The 17,929-nt window shown below is 64.7% G+C and carries 11 protein-coding genes and 1 pseudogene; 8 read left to right on the top strand and 4 right to left on the bottom strand.

All coding sequences use genetic code 11. From position 1 onward, the window contains the following. Positions 1–10 precede the first annotated feature (10 nt). Positions 11–1,591 (top strand): efflux transporter outer membrane subunit, encoded by a 1,581-nt coding sequence (locus tag QYH69_RS11460; RefSeq protein WP_308831971.1) that lies wholly within the window; start codon positions 11–13, stop codon positions 1,589–1,591. 511 nt (positions 1,592–2,102) lie between these two features. Here the strand turns inward: QYH69_RS11460 and QYH69_RS11455 are convergent. Continuing rightward, the gene (locus QYH69_RS11455; RefSeq protein WP_308831970.1) at positions 2,103–2,387 is read right to left on the bottom strand and encodes a hypothetical protein; all 285 of its coding nucleotides are present in this window, start codon (positions 2,385–2,387) and stop codon (positions 2,103–2,105) included. Between QYH69_RS11455 and QYH69_RS11450 the strand changes: the two are divergent. The 6 genes and pseudogenes from QYH69_RS11450 to QYH69_RS11425 all read left to right on the top strand — a co-directional run. After that, positions 2,365–2,418: pseudogene (locus QYH69_RS11450) on the top strand (hypothetical protein); the annotation flags it as partial. The gene QYH69_RS11455 and the pseudogene QYH69_RS11450 overlap by 23 nt on opposite strands. A 9-nt stretch (positions 2,419–2,427) precedes the next feature. Then, positions 2,428–2,712, top strand: a complete 285-nt coding sequence (locus QYH69_RS11445) for a transposase (RefSeq protein WP_308832037.1) — start codon at positions 2,428–2,430, stop codon at positions 2,710–2,712. Between the two features lie 1,128 nt (positions 2,713–3,840). After that, complete coding sequence (locus tag QYH69_RS11440) at positions 3,841–5,244, top strand: MdtA/MuxA family multidrug efflux RND transporter periplasmic adaptor subunit (RefSeq protein WP_308831969.1); 1,404 nt, start codon at positions 3,841–3,843, stop codon at positions 5,242–5,244. Positions 5,245–5,324: 80 nt separating this feature from the next. Beyond that, positions 5,325–8,492 carry an MdtB/MuxB family multidrug efflux RND transporter permease subunit gene (locus QYH69_RS11435; RefSeq protein ID WP_308831968.1) on the top strand — a complete coding sequence of 1,056 codons (3,168 nt, stop codon included), beginning with the start codon at positions 5,325–5,327 and terminating at the stop codon, positions 8,490–8,492. Between the two features lie 3 nt (positions 8,493–8,495). Then, the gene (locus tag QYH69_RS11430) at positions 8,496–11,834 is read left to right on the top strand and encodes an efflux RND transporter permease subunit (RefSeq protein ID WP_308831967.1); all 3,339 of its coding nucleotides are present in this window, start codon (positions 8,496–8,498) and stop codon (positions 11,832–11,834) included. A gap of 128 nt (positions 11,835–11,962) precedes the next feature. After that, positions 11,963–12,898, top strand: a complete 936-nt coding sequence (locus QYH69_RS11425) for a hypothetical protein (protein WP_308831966.1) — start codon at positions 11,963–11,965, stop codon at positions 12,896–12,898. Between the two features lie 84 nt (positions 12,899–12,982). On the opposite strand, the gene QYH69_RS11420 is transcribed toward QYH69_RS11425, so the two are convergent. From QYH69_RS11420 to QYH69_RS11410, 3 genes are all read right to left on the bottom strand, one after another. Beyond that, the gene (locus QYH69_RS11420) at positions 12,983–13,447 is read right to left on the bottom strand and encodes a hypothetical protein (RefSeq protein ID WP_308831965.1); all 465 of its coding nucleotides are present in this window, start codon (positions 13,445–13,447) and stop codon (positions 12,983–12,985) included. Positions 13,448–13,550: 103 nt separating this feature from the next. Beyond that, positions 13,551–14,105, bottom strand: a complete 555-nt coding sequence (locus QYH69_RS11415) for a peroxiredoxin (protein ID WP_374992392.1) — start codon at positions 14,103–14,105, stop codon at positions 13,551–13,553. 228 nt (positions 14,106–14,333) lie between these two features. Continuing rightward, positions 14,334–15,680: an EAL domain-containing protein gene (locus QYH69_RS11410; RefSeq protein WP_308831963.1), complete on the bottom strand. Its 1,347-nt coding sequence runs from the start codon at positions 15,678–15,680 to the stop codon at positions 14,334–14,336. 365 nt (positions 15,681–16,045) lie between these two features. On the opposite strand from QYH69_RS11410, the gene QYH69_RS11405 reads away from it, so the two are divergent. Next, entirely contained in the window at positions 16,046–17,884 is a 1,839-nt protein-coding gene (locus QYH69_RS11405) for a putative bifunctional diguanylate cyclase/phosphodiesterase (RefSeq protein WP_374992389.1), read from the top strand. Positions 17,885–17,929: the final 45 nt, after the last annotated feature.

The raw sequence follows: 17,929 nt of genomic DNA, 5'->3' as shown, positions 1-17,929 counted from the left end.
GCGTACGACAATGAAAACACTCCCGGAAAATCGGGCGCTGAAAAGCGCCGCTTCGAAAAGCGCGACGCGGCAAAGCGCGCCTCTGAAACGCCCGGCGCTGCTCGCAGCGCTCGTCGCCGCCGCGTTCGCGGCAACGGCCTGTTCGCTCGCGCCGAAATATCAGGTGCCCGATGCGCAGGTCGCGCCCGCGTACAAGGAAACCGCGGCCGACTTCACGCAGACGGCAATCAGGGTGCCGACCGACGGCACCTGGAAAACCGCGCAGCCGTCCGAAGCCATCGCGCGAGGACAGTGGTGGACCGTCTTCGACGATCCGACGCTCGATTCGCTCGAACAGCAGGCCCACGACGCAAACCAGGACCTGAAGGCCGCCGTCGCGCGCGTGAAGGAAGCGCGCGCTTTGAACGAGGTCGCACGCGCGGGATTTTTCCCGACCATCAACGCGGGCTTCGGACCGACACGCCAGCAGATCTCCGCGGTATCGTTTCTCGAACCGGACGGCACGCATATACCGGAGCAGACAATCTGGCGCGCGCAGGCGAGCGCTTCGTACGAGGTCGATCTGTTCGGACGCGTCGATTCGAACTACAACGCGACCAAGGCCGACGCGCAGCAAACAGAAGCATTGCTGCACTCGGTCCTGCTCGCGTTGCAGGCCGACGTGGCGCAAAACTACTTCTCGCTGCGCGAACTCGACGGCGAAGCGGCGGTGCTCGCGAATGCGGTCGATCTGCGCGTGCAGGCACTCGGCCTCGTTCAACACCGCTTCGACGACGGCGAAATCAGCGAACTCGATGTCGCGCGCGCGAAGGCCGAACTCGAAAGCACGCGCTCCGACCTGCTGACCGTGCAGCGTTTGCGCGCCTCGTCCGAGCACAGCCTCGCCGTGCTGCTCGGCAAGACGCCTTCGGAATTCACGATGGCGGCCAACCCGCTGTCCCCGGTCGAAATCCGCATTCCGCCGGGCCTGCCGTCAGCGCTGCTCGAGCGGCGGCCCGATGTCGCCGCGGCCGAGCGTGCGATGGCGGCAGCGAACGCGCGCATCGGCATCGCACGCGCCGCGTACTTCCCGTCGCTCGAGCTAACCGGCAATGCGGGCTTCGAGGCGGCCACCATCGGCAACCTGTTCCGCGCGAGCAGCTGGGCGTTCCTCGCCGGCCCGGCCGCCGGCACCGCGCTCACGCAAACGATCTTCGACGGCGGACGGCGCAAGGGCAACCTGAAGAACGCCCACGCGCAGTTCGAAGAGCAGGTTGCGAACTATCGCGAGCAGGTGCTCGTCGCGTTCCAGCAGGTGGAAGACAACCTGTCGGACCTGCGCATCCTCGAAGACCAGACGCAGACACAGGGTCGCGCGGTCGCGGCCTCTTCGCGCGCTGCCCACCTGTCGCGCGTGCAGTACAACGAAGGCGCGGTCAATTATCTCGATGTGATCGACGCGGAGCGCACGGTGCTCGACGCACGCCGCGTCGACGTGCAGCTACGCGGCGTCCAGGCGGAATCGACCGTCGCCTTGATTCGCGCGTTGGGTGGCGGCTGGGGCGACACCATTCCGAAGCCACCGGAAGAACCGAGTCTCGCGAAGCAGTGAGACGCCCGTTAGGAGGTGGCGGTCGCGACGGCGTCGCAACCGCCACCCCGATGCCTCGACGCCTCGATGTCGCCGCCGCCGCCGCCGCCGCACAGACCCGAGCTGAGCGGCCGGCGTTCGCACCTCCCTTAATGCCTCGCCATTTACCTGTTTCCGCATCCATGGCTATTAATTCCCATAGCCTATAAAAATCAAACCGACAAGTAAATTTATCGCGAGACGTGAACTCCCCTATCGGCCCGCCGATTATTTAGCAGGGTGATTGACTTCGATCCTGAACCTGCATCCACGAGATTTATCGACTGCGAGGGCCGGGCGCATTCGAACGATCAGGCGGCAATTGCGAGTGATTGTCTTTTTGTATATTGCTTAAAGGCTAACGAACGTGGACAGCCTTATATGCGGTCACTTATGAAGCCACCGGGAAAAAATAACCACGCTCCAAACACTATGCAAAATGAATTCCTCATTTCAAAGGAAAAATAAATTGCGGCTTTCCGACGATGATTTTTCATACGGTAGCTATCAGGAAATGTAAAAAAGCGCTATTAGTATTGAGAAACAGCTTCTTTGTTACCGCATTGAAACTGGCATCGCGACTAATCCGGTCGCGTTTTCCACGAAGTGCCGCGATAAGCGGAAATTCCCCTTGACGCTGTTTCCGGTAAGCGGCGCGGCGCGCGCTGCCCAACGGATTTCCTATGGACGAGACAAAAATGCGCTCCACCACAGATAATCTTCCGAGCGTCGCCCGCAGGATGCTGGCGGGCAAAATGTTGACGGACGGCGCGACCATCGATGCCGTCGCCGACGCACTGCATATATCGACTTATACTGTGCGTCGCTATAAAACGATTCTCAACGATGGTGGTCTCGACGCATTGCGCCGGATCAGTATCGGCGGCCGTACGTCAGTACTCGACGATATGGCGCGCGAATGGATTGCCAACGCATTGCGCGGCTCCGCGAGAGAGCACGGCTTTCCAAGCGATGCGTGGACCAATGGAAGATTGCGCGAACTGATCGGCTCGCGTTTCGGCGTGCACTATTCGCGCGTCTATACCTGGCAGATTGCGACCGATCTCGGATTGGGCCACCGGTTGTCGAAATCACGACGTTGAAATTTTTAACTCCCGGATATGATTTACGCAAGCAAATATTTATTGCGATCAATTCATCTTTAGGCGCGAGTCTGAACAAGGACGTTGCAATATGCGCCAAAAAAAAGGCGCCACGTAACCGTGGCGCCTTAAAAAGTTCTAGCCATTCCGAGGGCCGTGCTAGAACCTGAGAGACGGAATCCGAAACGCCCTGGCTGTGTCCATTAATGTTGCCGACCACGCCCCGAATGTTAGTCGTGCCGTAAGTCATCCATATGCTGGCACAGCCACAAAATCAAGAAAGACCCGCTGCCGCTGGAATGACCGGAGATCATGCTTTCGGAATAAAGTCCCAATTTTTTATGGTTATGCTGACCAAGTCAAGCAAAATCTCCTGAATATGGGCCCGGAAAAGTCATCCGGATATAATGAAACGGACGCTTAAACGGCGTCTAACCGACGCTATAACTGACGGAGCGCAGCGCGGACCCCGCAGCCGGTTGAAAATCCGGAACAGCGTTTCAGACACGCGGCTGCCCGCGCCCGCGGGCAATCGGGAACCGCCATCCCTCGCTGCCAGCCTGACGTTTTCAATCTGTAACCTACGTAACCTTGCGAAAAATACACAGGCTGGACTGTTACCAGGGTGGGACGTAGCATCATGCTTCTTGCGGCTCATGCCGGTCCGCGCAAGCTTGCTGCAAGCGCGGACATGCCCGCGGCAAGGCGCCGCCGGCGCATCGTTGCATTGACATCTGCCGGGTGGACATGCGAAGCGCCGCAGCGATACCCGCGGCGTTACCGGTGTGTCGCGTGTTACACGTCGCCTACACGCTCAAGCTTTATCGTATGGCTGCGGCTGCGCACGGACGGTCCATGGTGTCACCGACCGATGCGCGCGGCCGGCGTCCGCAGGCTCCGCGCGCTTTGCGCCTGCTGGAATTACGCTCTTTGCCTCGCTCTTTGTCCCGCTTGAGTCAGTGCCTTGCCTCTTGCTTTTTTAAAACGCCGCATCGCGTTCGCTTTTCGGCCGCGCCAGCCGATCGGCGCGCCGCACGCACCACGCGCCGTATCGATATGTGGACCGTCGTGCAGCCTCGCGATACTCCGTAGTGTTGCCCATACCTCGCTAGCCAGCTGATCGAACCGATGGACGAAATACAAAAGCAGTCGGACACCAACCGCAACCCGCCTCCCGCACCTGCCCCTGCAAACCGGCCTCCCGCACCGGGCGGCGGACCGCGGCGCAGCCGCCGGGCGATATGGCTGGCGCTGGCCATCGCCGTCGTCGCGGCGATCGTGCTCGTGCGCTGGCATCCGTGGCGCAAGGCCGACGCAGGCGCGCACGCCGGCGCCGCGGCCGGTGCAAGCGGCGCGCACGCCGGCCGCACGGGCGGCGGCCGGCGCGGCGCATTCGCGAACCAGCCGCAGCCGGTCAAGGTTGCCTCGGTCACGCAAGGCGACATGCCGATCGTCATCACCGCGCTCGGCACCGTGACGCCGCTTGCGAACGTCACCGTGCGCACGCAGCTCTCGGGCACGCTGCAGACCGTCGCGTTCCAGGAAGGCCAGATGGTGAAGAAGGACGAACTGCTCGCGCAGATCGACCCGCGCCCCTATCAGATCTCGCTTGCGAACGCGCAAGGCACGCTCGCGAAAGACATGGCGCTGCTGCAGACGGCCCGTCTCGATCTGAAGCGCTATCAGACACTTCTTGCGCAGGATTCGATCGCGAGCCAGCAGGTCGATACGCAGGCCTCGCTCGTCAAGCAATATGAAGGGCAGGTGCAATCGGACAAGGCGAATATCGACACCTTCAAGCTCGATCTGACCTACGCGCGTATCACCGCGCCGGTCGCGGGCCGTGTCGGCCTGCGCCAGGTCGACCCCGGCAACTACGTGACGCCCGGCGACGCGAACGGCATCGTCGTGATTACGCAGCTGCAGCCGATCAGCGTGATTTTCACGACGTCCGAAGACAATCTGCCGGCCATTCTCAAGCAACTGAACGGCAGGACGAAGATGTCCGTCACCGCATACGACCGCACGAATTCGACGTCGCTCGAAGCGGGCTACCTCGAAACGATCGACAACCAGATCGATACGACCACCGGCACCGTCAAGCTGCGCGCGAACTTCGCGAACACCGGCAACATGCTGTTCCCAAACCAGTTCGTGAACGCCCGTCTGCTTGTCGACGTCATCCACAACGCGACGATCGTGCCGACGTCGGCGGTGCTGAACGGCTCGATCGGTCAGTTCGTCTACGTCGTGAAGCCCGATAACACGGTCACGGTACGCAAGGTCACGGTGGGCCCGGTCGACGGCGAGCGCACGAGCATCGCGTCGGGCCTGCAGGTTGGCGAACGCGTCGTGACCGACGGCTCGGACCGCCTGAAGGAAGGCGCAAAGATCACGATTCCGGCCGAGCATCCGGCAGGCGCGTCGGGCGCGTCGGCGACGGCAGGCGCGTCCTGGGCCGCCGGCGCGTCGGCTGCATCGGGCGCGCATGCGCACCGTCATCGGCACGCGTCGCAAGCGTCGTCGCAATGAGGCTCGCTTCAGATAACCGCTTCAGGCGCCCGCTTCAAGGACACGCTTCAAGGACACGCTTCAAGGACCACTGATATCGCATGAATCCATCCCGCGCCTTTATCCTGCGCCCCGTCGGCACTGCGTTGCTGATGGCTGCGATCATGCTGGTCGGCCTCGTCGCGTTGCGTTTTCTGCCGCTTTCCGCGCTGCCCGAAGTCGATTACCCGACCATCCAGGTGCAGACCTTCTATCCGGGCGCGAGCCCCGACGTGATGACATCGTCGGTCACCGCGCCGCTCGAACGGCAGTTCGGGCAGATGCCTTCGCTGAACCAGATGTCGTCGCAAAGCTCGGCCGGTTCATCGGTCATCACGCTGCAGTTCAACCTCGATCTGCCGCTCGATATCGCCGAACAGGAAGTCCAGGCCGCCATTAACGCGGCCGGCAATCTGCTGCCGTCCGATCTGCCCGCGCCGCCGATCTACGCCAAGGTCAACCCGGCCGACGCACCGATCCTCACGCTCGCCATCACGTCGACCACGCTGCCGCTCACGCAGGTGCAGGACATTGCCGACACGCGTCTCGCACAAAAGATTTCGCAGGTCGGCGGCGTCGGTCTCGTGAGCCTGTCGGGCGGCCAGCGCCCGGCCGTGCGCATCCAGGCGAACCCGCTCGCGCTGGCGTCGTACGGCCTGAACCTCGACGACCTGCGCACCACGATCTCGAACCTCAACGTCAACACGCCGAAGGGCAGCTTCGACGGCCCCACGCATGCGTTTACGATCAACGCGAACGATCAGCTGACCGACGCCGATGCGTATCAGAGCGCGGTCGTCGCCTACAAGAACGGCCGGCCGGTCATGCTGACCGACGTCGCGAAGATCATTCCCGGCGCGGAAAACACCAAGCTCGGCGCGTGGGTCGACGCCACGCCCGCGATCATCCTGAACGTGCAGCGCCAGCCGGGCGCAAATGTGATCCAGGTCGTCGACAGCATCAAGAAACTGCTGCCGTCGCTGCAGCAATCGCTGCCGGCCGCGCTCGACGTGCAGGTCGTCACGGACCGCACGACGACGATCCGGGCCTCGGTGCGCGACGTGCAATTCGAGCTGCTGATGTCGGTCGTGCTCGTCGTGCTCGTGATGTATCTGTTCCTCGCGAACATCTACGCCACGATCATTCCGAGCCTGTCGGTGCCGCTGTCGCTGATCGGCACGCTCGCGGTGATGTACCTGTGTGGCTTCTCGCTCGACAACCTCTCGCTGATGGCGCTGACCATTGCGACCGGCTTCGTCGTCGACGATGCGATCGTGATGATCGAAAATATCGCGCGCTACGTCGAGGAAGGCGACTCCCCGCTTCAGGCCGCGCTAAAGGGCTCGAAGCAGATCGGCTTTACGATCATCTCGCTCACGGTGTCGCTGATCGCGGTGCTGATCCCGCTGCTGTTCATGGGCGACGTGGTCGGACGCCTGTTCCACGAGTTCGCGATCACGCTCGCGGTGACCATCGTCATCTCGGCGGTCGTGTCGCTCACGCTCGTGCCGATGATGTGCGCGAAGCTGTTGCGCCACACGCCGCCGAAGGAAAGCCACCGCTTCGAGGCGCGCGCGCATGCGTTTATCGATGACGTAATCGACCGCTACGCCGTCGCGCTGCGCTGGGTGCTCGACCGCCAGCCGGCCACGCTCGTCGTCGCGGTCCTCACGCTCGTCGTGACCGCGCTGCTTTACGTGTTCATCCCGAAAGGATTCTTTCCGGTCCAGGATACCGGCGTGATCCAGGCGATCACGCAGGCGCCGCAGTCGGTCTCGTATCAGTCGATGGCCGAACGCCAGCAGGCGCTCGCGGCCGAAGTGCTGAAAAACCCGAACGTCGACAGCCTCACGTCGTTTATCGGCGTCGACGGCACCAACATCACGCTGAACAGCGGCCGCATGCTGATCAACCTGAAGCCGCGCGACGACCGCGATGCCACCGCGAGCGAAGTGATCCGCGAGCTGCAGCGCGCGACCGCGCATATTCCCGGCGCGACGCTTTACATGCAGCCCGTGCAGGACCTGACGATCGATTCGACCGTCAGCCCGACGCAATACCAGTTCATGCTCACGGACCCGAACATCGCCGAGTTCCAGACCTGGGTGCCGAAGCTCGTCGAACGGCTGCAGCAGTTGCCCGATCTCGCCGACGTCGCGACCGATCTGCAGAGCAACGGCCAGTCCGTGTACGTGGAAATCGACCGCCCGACCGCCGCGCGCTACGGCATCACGCCCGCGACCGTCGACAACGCGCTCTACGACGCGTACGGCCAGCGCATCGTCTCGACCATCTTCACGCAATCGAACCAGTACCGCGTGATTCTCGAAGCGACGCCCACGCTGCAGCACTACACGGATTCGCTCAATTCGATTTACCTGCCCTCTTCCACCGCGGCCGGCGGCCAGGTGCCGCTGTCGGCCATCGCGAAGTTCCACGAGCGGCCGGCGCCGCTGCTCGTCACGCATCTGAGCCAGTTCCCGGCCACCACGGTGTCGTTCAACCTCGCGCCGGGCGCGTCGCTCGGCGCGGCCGTGAAGGCCATCCAGCAGGCGGAAAAAGACATCGGCTTGCCCGCGTCGTTCCAGACGCGCTTCCAGGGCGCGGCGCTCGCCTTCCAGGCGTCGCTGTCGAACGAGCTGTTCCTGATTCTCGCGGCGATCGTCACGATGTATATCGTGCTCGGCGTGCTGTACGAAAGCTTCGTGCATCCGGTCACGATTCTCTCGACGCTGCCGTCGGCCGGTGTCGGCGCGCTGCTCGCGCTGTGGTTGACGGGCCACGATCTCGACATCATCGGCATCATTGGCATCGTGCTGCTGATCGGCATCGTGAAAAAGAACGCGATCATGATGATCGACTTCGCGCTCGAAGCCGAGCGCGAACACGGCAAGCCGCCGCGCGAAGCGATCTATCAGGCCTGCCTGCTGCGCTTCCGGCCGATCCTCATGACCACGATGGCGGCCCTGCTCGGCGCGCTGCCGCTGATCCTCGGCAGCGGCGCAGGCTCGGAGTTGCGCCGGCCGCTCGGTATCGCGATCGCGGGCGGCCTCATCGTGAGCCAGCTGCTCACGCTGTTTACGACGCCCGTCATCTACCTCGGCTTCGATTCGCTCGCGCGCCGTCTGCGTGCGCGCTTTCATCGCCACACGGGCGGCGACCCCGGCGGCGACCGTGGCGATGGCCCCGGCAACCGCGCGACGCCGCCCGCCACCGATGCCGGGAGCTGACCGATGAACCTGTCGCGTCCGTTCATTGCGCGCCCCGTTGCCACGACGCTGCTGTCGATCGGCATCGCGCTCGCCGGCCTCTTCGCATTTTCGAAGCTGCCGGTCGCGCCGCTGCCGCAGGTCGACTACCCGACCATCTCGGTGCAGGCCTCGCTGCCGGGCGCGAGCCCGGAAACCGTTGCGACGAGCGTCGCGAGCCCGCTCGAGCGGCACCTGGGCGCGATCGCGGACGTCACCGAAATGACGTCGACGAGTTCCGTCGGCACGACGCGCATCACGATGCAGTTCGGACTGAACCGCGATATCGACGGCGCGGCGCGCGACGTGCAGGCCGCCATCAACGCGGCGCGCGCCGACCTGCCGGCCAGTCTTCGGCAGAACCCCACGTATCACAAGGTCAACCCGTCCGATGCGCCGATCCTGATCCTGTCGGTCTCGTCGAAAACGCTGCAGGCCGGTCAGCTCTACGATTCGGCCGCGACCGTGCTGCAGCAATCGCTGTCGCAGGTCGACGGCGTCGGCGAAGTCGACGTCAGCGGTTCGGCGAATCCGGCCGTGCGCGTCGAGCTCGAACCGCACGCGCTGTTCCACTACGGCATCGGCCTCGAAGACGTGCGCGCCGCGCTCGCCTCCGCGAACGCGAATAGCCCGAAAGGCTCGATCGAGTTCGGCGACAACCACGTGCAGCTGTACACGAACGACCAGGCGAACAAAGCGTCGCAATACAAGGATCTCGTCATCGCGTACCGCAACGGCGCGGCCGTCCATCTGTCCGACGTCGGCGAAGTCGTCGATTCGGTCGAGGACCTGCGCAACCTCGGCCTCTCGAACGGCTCGCGCGCCGTGCTCGTGATCATCTACCGGCAGCCGGGCGCGAACATCATCGAGACCGTCGATCGCATCAAGGAGGAACTGCCGCAACTCGTCGCGTCGCTGCCGCGCGACGTGCAGGTGGTGCCCGCCGCCGACCGTTCGACGACGATTCGCGCCTCGCTGACCGACACCGAGCACACGCTGATCATCGCGGTCGCGCTCGTCGTGATGGTCGTGTTCCTGTTTCTGCGCAACTGGCGCGCGACGCTGATTCCGAGCGTCGCGGTGCCGATTTCGATCATCGGCACGTTCGCGGCGATGTATCTGATGGGCTTTTCGATCGACAACCTGTCGCTGATGGCATTGACGATCGCCACCGGCTTCGTCGTCGACGACGCGATCGTCGTGCTCGAAAACATCGAGCGGCATATCGAGAACGGCGTGCCGCGCATGAGAGCGGCGATCATGGGCGCGCGCGAGGTCGGCTTCACGGTGATGTCGATCAGCATTTCGCTGGTCGCGGTATTCCTGCCGATCCTGCTGATGGGCGGCATCGTCGGGCGCCTGTTCCGCGAGTTCGCGCTGACGCTGTCGCTGGCGATCGGCGTCTCGCTCGTCGTGTCGCTGACGCTGACGCCGATGATGTGCTCGCGCCTGCTTCACGAGCCGCGTGAGAAAAAGAAGGAAGGCCGGATCTCGCGCTGGCTCGAAAGCGGCTTCGAGCGCATGCAGGAAGGCTACCGGCGCACGCTCGGCTGGTCGCTGCGTCATCCGCCGATCATTCTGCTCGTGCTGTTCGCAACGATCGGTCTCAACATCTGGATGTACATCATCATCCCGAAGGGCTTCTTCCCGCAGCAGGACACGGGGCGCCTCGTCGGCGGCATTCAGGCCGACCAGAGCACGTCGTTCCAGGCGATGAAGGGCAAGTTCGCCGAGATGATGAGCATCGTGCAGGCGAATCCGAACGTCGACAACGTGGTCGGCTTCACGGGCGGCCGGCAGACGAACGCCGGCTTCATGTACGTGTCGCTGAAGCCGAAGCCCGGCCGCAAGGCCACGGCGGACCAGGTGATCCAGCAGCTGCGCGGGCCGCTGTCGCACGTCGCGGGCGGCCGCACGTTCCTGCAGGCCGTGCAGGACATCCGCGTCGGCGGCCGGCAATCGAACGCGCAGTATCAATACACGCTGCTCGCCGATTCGACGCCCGATCTGTACAAGTGGACGCCGCTGATCACGACGGCGCTGCAGGCGCGCCCCGAACTCGCCGACGTCAATTCCGACCAGCAGGAAAGCGGGCTCGAGGCGTTCGTGACGATCGATCGCGCGACCGCCGCGCGCCTCAAGATCACGCCTTCGCAGATCGACAACACGCTCTACGACGCGTTCGGCCAGCGCCAGGTATCGACGATCTACAACCCGTTAAACCAGTACCACGTCGTGATGGAAGTCGCGCCGAAGTACTGGCAGAGCCCGGAGATGCTCAAGCAGGTGTGGATCAGCACGACGGGCGGCACCGCGAGCGGCTCGCAATCGACGAACGCGACGGCCGGCACCGTGACGACGACGAACGCATCGGGCAATGCCGCGAGCACGTCGGGCGCGGCGGGCGGCGGCACCTCGGCGGGCGCCGCCGGTTCGTCGAATGCGGCGGCTATCGCCGCCGATGCCGCGCGCAATCTCGCGAACAATTCGATTGCGGCGAGCGGCAAATCGGGCGCCTCGACGGGCGCGGCCGTCTCGACGTCGCAGGAAACCATGATTCCGCTCTCGGCAATCGCGACGTTCGGGCCCGGCAACACGCCGCTCGCGGTCAATCACCAGGGGCAGTTCGTCGCCTCGACGATCTCGTTCAACCTGCCGCCTGGCCGCTCGCTATCCGACGCGACGGCCGCCATCGACGACACGATGGCACGGCTTGGCGTGCCCGCGACGATACACGGCAGCTTCCAGGGCACCGCACAGGCGTTCCAGCAGTCGCTGAACGACCAGCCGATCCTGATTCTTGCCGCGCTGGCCGCCGTCTATATCGTGCTCGGCATTCTGTACGAAAGCTATATCCACCCGCTCACGATTCTGTCGACGCTGCCGTCCGCCGGGGTCGGCGCGCTGCTCGCGCTGCTGCTCTTCAATACCGAGTTCAGCATCATCGCGCTGATCGCGGTGATTCTGCTGATCGGCATCGTGAAGAAGAACGCGATCATGATGGTCGACTTCGCGATCGACGCATCGCGCACGCGCGGGCTCGCGTCGCGCGAGGCGATCGAGGAAGCGTGCCTGCTGCGCTTCCGCCCGATCATGATGACGACCTGCGCCGCGCTGCTCGGCGCGCTGCCGCTTGCGTTCGGGCGCGGCGAGGGCGCGGAGCTGCGCGCGCCGCTCGGTCTCGCGATCGTCGGCGGGCTGATCGTGAGCCAGATGCTCACGCTTTATACGACGCCGATCGTTTATCTGTATATGGACCGCCTGCGCGTCCGATGGGAAAAGCGCCATGGCGGTACCGGCCAGCCGGCTGCGGCGGCCGAGTGAGTGCGCGGCGGCGCGCACTAGCCGTTCATTGCCCGCGCGCCTGCCTGCATCGCTAGCATGACGGGGTGCCGGGCCCGCCTATCGCACTATCGCAGGTGGCGAGGCAACCGGATCATGCGGAGGTGCAAGTGATTCCTGTCTTCCGACCAACGCGCATCGCGGAGCGGCCGCACGCCCCATTGCGGCCCGCGCACGAACCGGCGCCGCCCGACACCACGGCGCACGACCGCGCCATGGCGCGAGGCGCGCGGCTGCCGGCCCCCACTGCCATTGCGGACGATGCGCGGCCCGGTGTCGGGACGCCCACGCTGCCGGCCCGTCATGGCCGGCAACCGGCAGCGTTGCCGGTCTTGCCGGTCTTGCCGGTCTTGCCGGTTGTGTCCGCCGCATCCGACCGCCTCGCGTGCGCGGCGCCGGGGAACGTGACGCCGCCCTTGCGCGCTCGCGATGCCGCCTTGATGTTCCGTACCGTCACCGCGTGGAATCAGGCGACATCGGCGAAAGACGCAGAAGCAATCGACGCGCTCACGCAGCAGTCGAACGCCGGCCAGTTCGCACGCCTGCAGCCGTTCATCGAAGACGGCGAGCCGCAGATCAACCGTGCATTGCGCACGCATCGGCACCGAACTCAGACCTTGCAGCGGTTTCTTGCCGACTTCGCGCAATTGCGCGACTATCGCGGCGAATCGTATCGTGCGGCCTGGCTGAAGCCCGCGGCGCTCGATGCGCTATTACACCGCGCGCGTACGCGCTTTTTCGACGACGGCATCCAGACTGCGTCCGTCGCGCTGCCTCACGCGCAAATCTGGTTACGCAATCTGCCGCGCACCCAGCCGGATCTGAAGCCGGCGATTCTGATTTTCGATGCGAGCGTGCGGCAAAAAAATCTCTCGTACGGCAACGGACTCGGGATGGTCGCGGTCGAACCGGGCGTGCCGCTCGAACTGCGGCGCGTCACGCAGCTGCAAGGCATTACGTTTGCGCTGTTCACTGCGGCCGACGACGCCGACGGCCTGCTGACGAAGCTGCCGGACGGTTCGCTGGTCCATCGCTCCACCGTTTGACCGGCGCCGCTTGCCGCGCGAATGCGAGCTGAAAGACGTCACCTGAAACCGGTTAGCTAAAACAGGCTAACTAAAACCGGCCAACTAAAGCTTCTGCGCCATCGCGCGCGTCAGAATGCGCTGCCACTGGCGTGCCTGCCGCTCGGTTTTCATCGGCAGTTGCCAGACCGGGCGGGCCGCATCCTTGACCCGCAGCCCGACGCGCCAGCCGCTGCCGTCGCGTTCGGCCTGCGCGCCTTGCAGGTCGCCGAAAATATAGTCGCCCTTTGCGCCGCCGAGCTGGATCGAACATAGGCCTTTACCCGCGGCAAGCCGCACGCCGCCCCATGGTTCCTTGAGCTCATGGGTCCAGTCGCCGTCGTCGATGTTCGGCGCGATCTCGCGGTGACGCCGCCACCAGTAAGCGACCGCTGCAATCACGATCAGGGCCGCCACGACCGCGGCGCCAATCGCGACGCCGGCGCCGAAATGCGCGGCGAGCACGTGGTACGCGCGCACTGCACCGTAGATCAACGCAATCAGCACGAATAGAGCGACAAAGATCGGCATCGCGCCTCCGTATGGACGTGGGGCAAGCGTGGGTCAGGCTACCCGATGGTAATCCAGCACGACAGGTTCACGCGCGCCCAGCACCGGCCGCCTGCATCGAGACTTATTGCGACTTGTGCGTCGCCGCCCATTGCTTGACCGCCTGCATCGTATTCTCGACGTGCTTGTCCGGCGACATGCTCGTGTATTCGTAGATGATCTTGCCGTCCGGCGCGATCACATACGAGACGCGATTCGCCATCGAATCGTGCATCGGCAGCCCGGCGTCGTAGGCGCCGATTACCTTGGCGTCGGAATCGGCGGCAACGGGGAATTTGCTGCGGCATTCGCTGACCGAGAACTTCGTCAGCGTGTCGATATTGTCGTGCGACACGCCGATCACGGTCGCGCCGTATTTCCTGTATTCGTCGACGGCGTCGGCGAACTCATGCGCCTCGATCGTGCAGCCTTTCGTGAAGGCGGCCGGATAGAAGTACAGCACGACCGGGCCCTTCTTCAGCGCATCGGCGAGCGAGTACGTGTAGGTCTTGCCCCCGAGCGACGCCTGCGCGGTGAAATCGGGCGCGGTGTCGCCGGGCTTCAAGGTGGCCGATGCGCCGAGCGCATAGAACGACAGCGCGGCGGCGAGGCCGGCCGTCGCGACGGCTTGCTTCAGCATACGTTTCATCTGCGGGCCTCCGGTTCGTGCAGTGGGCGGACGGCGCTGCTGCGAAACCGCCTTCGCCGCCACGCACATCGATTCGCTATTGGATCACAGTTTGCGCGGCGCCCGTGCATCCTGCCGTCAGCCCGACGAGCGCGTTGCCGGTTCAGCTTTATGCCGTCCCCTTTGCCGTCCTGTTCGTCGCCCGGTATGCCGTCCCGGTTTGCCGCCACATTAGCCGTCTCAGTTTCCACCCGCATGCGCACCGAACCACGCGGCCGCCGACAGGTTCAGCTCCGCCAGCACCGCGGGCGTGAACACCGCGAAGCGCTCGAGCGTTTCCGCCTGGACGATCGCCGTCGTCTCGGCGCCCTGCCCCGCCGCTTCGGCGACACGCAGCAGCGCGCCCATCTCGCCGTCGCGCTCGACGATCGCATTGCGGATCAGCGGCGACAGTCCGAGCTTGTCGAGCGCCTTCGCGGGCGACGAATCGACGACCACGTGGACGAGCGAAAAGATGCCGGTCATGAATGCCGCGTCGGCGAAATCTTCGTCGCCGGGCCGCAACAGGCGCGCGGCCAGCTCCATGAAGCGCGAGCGCGTGCCGGCCAGCTGCACGAGCGGATCGGAGCTCCATGGGAGCTCGCCGCCGCCCGCGTACAGCAGCAGTTGCGCCCAGCGCGCGATCTGCCGCGTGCCGGTCGCGATGATGGCCTCGCGCAGCGAAGCGATATGACGGCCAAGGCCGAAGGCGCTCGAATTGACAAGGCGCAGCAGTTGCACGACGACGTTCGGATGGCGTTTCAGTTCCGCTTCGAGCTCGAAGAGACCGGCGTCTCGCGACAGCAGCGCGAGCAACCGCAACAGCGCCGCGCTCGACGAACGGCTGCGTTGCGCGGCCAGCACTTGCGGCCGCGCAAAGAAGTAGCCCTGGAACAGATCGAAGCCAAGGTCGCGCGCCTGCAGAAAATCCTCGCGCGTTTCGACCTTCTCGGCGATCAGCGTTTTGCCATGCCCGCGCAGCGTCGCCGCGAGCGTTTTCAGCGTACTGCGCTCGGCCAGCAGGAAATCGACCTTGACGATATCCGCGTACGGCAGCATCGCGTAAAGGCTCTCGGACAGCTCCCAGACGTCGTCGAGCGCGATCCGGAAGCCGGCCCGGCGCAATTCGGCCAGACGCGCGAGCAGCCGTGCATCGACGGTCACGTTTTCGAGGATTTCGAGCACGAAGCGCTGCGGCGACATCAGATGCACGGTGTCGTCGAACAGCAGGCGCCGGCCGATGTTGATATAGCCGCGGTGCTGGCCGAGCACGGCGGGCACACCGATGGAGCCGATGGTGCGCGCCACGACCTGGGCGGTCGCCTGCGCGTCGTCGGACACGCGCGCGTGGTTGTGCGCGCTGTCGCGGAACAGCAACTCGTAGGCATTGAGCGCGCCGCTGCGGTCGAGAATCGGCTGGCGGCCCAGATAAACGAACTCCGAAGCGGAACGCGGGGCGTCCAGCGACACACCGGGTGTGCCGCTCTGCGTGCCGCCGGCTCCTTTATCGGCCCTGCGGTCGTCTCTATCGTCGAACGGTTCTGACATGATGGATGGCGGCGTGGATTCAAAAAACATCAATCGTGCAGGCCTGGGATGGAAACGGTCCCACCGACCGCCGCGCATCGTACCAAAACCGAACCGCATCACGAACAATCGCATTAACGGAACAAGGGGGGCAGTACTTTAGCGCGGCGCTCGATGCAGCGTCGCGAGCACCGCGAAACAGACCCCCGATCCGGCGAAATCGGCTCGCCCGCCGCACGGGAAACGGGTATTCGCGATGCTTTTTTCGACATTGCGCTAAAGATTTTGCCGCGCCGGCCGTTATGGTGCTCTGATGGACGTCTTCCCATCTTCCGGCTGGATGCGGTAACCGGCGGGCGGACTCGCCCGCCTGCGACGAAACAGGATTGTCAGCGACTTACATGGAAGCGAACAGGATTACCGCACCTCGACGGGGCTGGCTGCGCAACGCGATCGAACGTTGGCGCACGGTACTGAGCCCGCGCGGCGGCGAGGCGCACGCGGCCGGTGCGGGCGCCGCCGCCCTCGGTCTCGAGCAGACCGTCGGCGCAGTCGACTTCCTTGCCCACGTCGACCGGGATTTGCGCTTCCTCTACGTGACCGACGCGAGCCTGCGCTTCATCGGCTACCACCGCGAGTATCTGCAAACCATCTCGTTGCACGACATCGTCGCCCCTGCCGACAGCGCGCGCCTCGAAGCCGTGCTGACGCGCGCCGAGGCGAGCGGAGCGGTCGAAAAGGTCACGCTCGATCTGGTCAAGTCGCTGACTTATCCGATCGCCGTCGAACTGCGGGTCGTGCGCAACAACCACGACGGCATCGAAGGCTATGCCATCGCGGGCTTCGACGTCTCCGCGTGGCGCGCCAACGAAGCGAGCCTCAAACGCGCGCTGCATACCGATCATCTGACCGGCATCGCCAACGTGCCGGCGCTCGTCGACGCGCTGCGCGACGCGCAGCAGCAGGCCGACGCGAACGGCACGCCGGCCGCGCTGCTGCTGCTCGACCTCGACGACTACCAGCGCGTGAACCGCGCGCTCGGCTACGACGCCGGCGACGAGATGCTGCGCGACACCGCGAAACGCCTCACGCACATGACGACGCAAGGCGAAATCATTGCGCGCGTCGCGAGCGACGAATTCGCCATCCTTCTGCCGCCGGCCGCGACGCGCACCGATGCCGCCATCGCCGCCGAAGCGCTCGCACGGCGCCTGCTGACCGCGATCCAGCAGCCCTACTCGTATAACCGGCAGCCCGTGCATCTGTCGGCCAGCATCGGCATCGCCCTGTACCCGGACGTGCAGCACCTGAACGACACGACGTCGCGCGACAGCCAGCTGCTGCGCTGGGCCGACCACGCGCTGCTGCGCGCCAAGGCCGCGGGCGGCAACACGCTCGCGTTCTACGTGCCCGACGACAGCCCCGCCGACGCCGAGCGCCTGAAGCTCGAATCGGATCTCTACGACGGCGTGCGCAACGGCGAGTTCTCGCTGCACTTCCAGCCGATCACGAGCAGCCACTCGCGCGGCGTGGTCGGCGTCGAGGCGCTGATCCGCTGGCACCATCCGTTGCACGGGCTCGTGCCGCCGTCGATGTTCATTCCGCTTGCGGAGTCGGTCGGCCTCATCAACTACCTCGGCAACTGGGTGCTGAAGGCCGCCTGCATGCAGCTCATCCAGTGGGACGCAAAGGGCATCAAGCTGCAATATGTCGCGGTCAACGTGTCGCCGCAGCAGTTCCGCGACCCGCGCTTCACCGACAACGTGCGCGAAGCGATCGCGCTGACCGGCATCGACCCGCGCCGGCTCGTGTTCGAAATCACCGAGACGCTGCTCATGCACGATCCCGCGCATGCAACCGCACTGCTCGCGGAATTAACTGCCATCGGTATTCGTTTTGCAGTAGACGACTTCGGCACCGGTTATTCGAGTCTCGCGTATCTGCAACGTTTCCCGCTCGCCAAGCTGAAAATCGACAGGAGCTTTGTCGAGAATCTGCTAACCTCGCGCAACGATCAGGCAATTGTCAGCGCAGTGGTCGGGCTTGCGCAGACACTCGATCTCGAACTGGTCGCCGAAGGCGTCGAAACGGAAGCGCAGCGTGCGTTGCTGACCCAGATGGGATGCGATCACATTCAGGGGTGGCTCGTCTGCAAGGCGCTGCCGTCGGAAGAACTGGCGCAGCGCTTCGAATCGCGCGCGCTTTACCTGGACGACGCAGCGTGACTCACGCGGCGCAACCACGCACCGGCGGTCCGTGCGCAAGGCGCG

The sequence above is a fragment of the Paraburkholderia sp. SARCC-3016 genome (genome assembly GCF_031119615.1).
Classification (GTDB): domain Bacteria; phylum Pseudomonadota; class Gammaproteobacteria; order Burkholderiales; family Burkholderiaceae; genus Paraburkholderia.
This window is presented reverse-complemented; position numbering and strand designations above follow the sequence as displayed.